Annotated in this window: 2 protein-coding genes; both read left to right on the top strand. The window is 72.5% G+C overall.

Translation table 11 applies throughout. From position 1 onward, the window contains the following. Positions 1-137 precede the first annotated feature (137 nt). Positions 138-1,535: an MFS transporter gene (locus DVH02_RS34635; protein ID WP_199566531.1), complete on the top strand. Its 1,398-nt coding sequence runs from the start codon at positions 138-140 to the stop codon at positions 1,533-1,535. Between the two features lie 60 nt (positions 1,536-1,595). After that, positions 1,596-2,222, top strand: a 627-nt coding sequence (locus tag DVH02_RS34630) for an SDR family NAD(P)-dependent oxidoreductase (RefSeq protein ID WP_114627771.1), incomplete at its 3' end; no start/stop codon positions are given.

Here is a 2,222-nt window from a genome sequence, read left to right as displayed (position 1 = left end):
GCGGCGGGGAGCGGCACGCGCGCCGGAGGACCCGCTCCGCCGCGCGTGCCGCTCCCCGCCGCGCACCGCCACCGGCCGCACACATCCGTACGCGCCGTACCCCGTCCCCGCTTCCTTCCTCCGCATCGGAGATCGCCGTGCACCCTTCCGCGACACCCCCGTCCCCCACCACACCCACCACACCCACCACACCGTCGTCCCCGATAGCCGAGTCCGGCGAACCGCGGCGCTCCGAATCGGCGCTGCCGTCCCGCAAGCTGGTCGTCCGGGCCTCCGTGATCTGCTTCCTGGCCTGGGTCTTCAGCGTCTACGACTTCACCCTCTTCGGCACCCTGCTGCCCAAGATCGCCGACGATTTCGGCTGGTCCACCGCCACCGCGGCCAACGTCGTCACCGGGGTCACCGCCGGTACCTTCGTGGTCTCGCTCTGCGTCGGCCCGATCCTGGACCGCTTCGGCCGCCGCCCGGCCCTCATGATCACCTCGGCCGGCGCCGCCTTCACCTCCGCCGCCACCGCGCTGGTCATGGGCCCGGTCTCGATGGTCGCCGTCCGCGCCTTCTCCGGCTTCGGCTACTCGGAAGAGGTCGTCAACACCGTCTATCTCAAAGAGATCTACGGAAAACACCCGCGGCGCGGCCTGTACTTCTCCTTCGTCCAGAGCGGCTGGCCGGTCGGCGCCCTGGTCGGCGCCGGGGTCACGGCGCTGACCCTGCCCACCTTCGGCTGGCGCGGCAGCTTCGTCATCGCCGCCGTACCCGCGCTGATCATCGCCGTACTGATGCGCACCCTGCCCGAGTCACCGGTCTTCCTCGGGCTCAAGAAGGCCCGCGCGCTGCGCGCCGAGGGCCGGGCCGCCGAGGCCGCCGAGCTGGAGAGGTCCGCCGGTATCGAGCCCAACGAGAGCAAGCCCGGACTGCGTGAGGTCTTCGCGCCCGCGCTGCGCCGCCACACCCTCTGTCTCTCGGCGGCCTGGCTGCTCAACTGGATGGGCATCCAGATCTTCTCCGTGCTCGGCACGACGGTGCTCGTCGAGGCGAAGGGCGTCTCGTTCAGCAGCGCCCTGCTCGTCCTCGTCCTCGCCAACCTGGCGGGCTTCTTCGGCTACGTCTTCCACGGCTGGCTCGGCGACCGCGTCGGCCGCCGTACGACCATCATCATCGGCTGGAGCTGCGGCGGCGTCGCCATGACGGCGATGCTCTTCGGACCCACCACCACCGCCGCCGTGATCGGTCTGTACGCCCTCGGGCTGTTCTTCCTGACCGGCCCCTACTCCGCGATGCTCTTCTACATGAGCGAGTCGTTCCCCGAGCAGGTGCGCGGGCTCGGCGCCAATGTGGCCCACACGATGGGGCCGGTCGGGGCCATTGTCGGCTCGGCGCTGCTCGGCGCGCTGCTCTCGGCCGGGGTCTCGATGACCATGGCCGCGTTCGTCGCCGGAGCCGTCGGCATCTTCGGCTCGGGACTGGTGATGCTCGGCGCGCGCGGCGACGACCGGCGCACCGCTCCGGCGTCCACCGGGCTGCGGGCCGGCTGACCCGGCAGGACCTCCTTCACCCGGCAGAACCTCCTTCACCCGCACAGAGATGGGAACACCATGACCGACGTACGACAGCGCGGCGCGGCCCTCGTCACCGGAGGCGCCAGCGGCATCGGCAGGGCGACGGCGATCGCCTTCGCCGAGGCGGGCATCGACACCGTGATCGGATACCACACCGCCGATCCGCACGATCCGCGGGAGACCGTCGAGGCGGTCCTCGCGGCCGGCGGCCGGTGTCTCGCCGTCGAGGCGGACGTCGCGGGCAGCGAGGGACCCGAGCGGCTGGCCGACGCCGCCGTCACCGCGTACGGCCGACTGGACATCGCCGTCGCGGCGGCGGGCATCCTGCGCAGGGCACCGCTCGCCGAACTCACCGACGACGCCTGGGACGGCATGCTCGGTGTCGACCTCACCGGGGTCATGCGCACCTTCCGCTCCGCCGCCGCCCGCATGACGGGCCCCGGCGCGCTGCTGGCCGTCTCGTCCATCGCGGGCGGCGTCTACGGCTGGGGCGATCACGCCCACTACGCGGCGGCCAAGGCGGGGGTGCTGGGGCTCGCACGCTCCCTTGCCGTCGAGCTGGCGCCGCGCGGGATCCGGGCGAACTCCGTCATCCCGGGGCTGATCGAGACCCCGCAGTCGCTGGACGCGCGCAACTCGCTGGGCCCCGAGGGGCTGCGCGCG

This window comes from Streptomyces corynorhini (genome assembly GCF_003346515.1).
GTDB lineage: Bacteria > Actinomycetota > Actinomycetes > Streptomycetales > Streptomycetaceae > Streptomyces > Streptomyces corynorhini.
The sequence above is the reverse complement of the archived record's forward strand: the minus strand, read 5'-3'. Positions and strand labels throughout refer to the sequence as shown.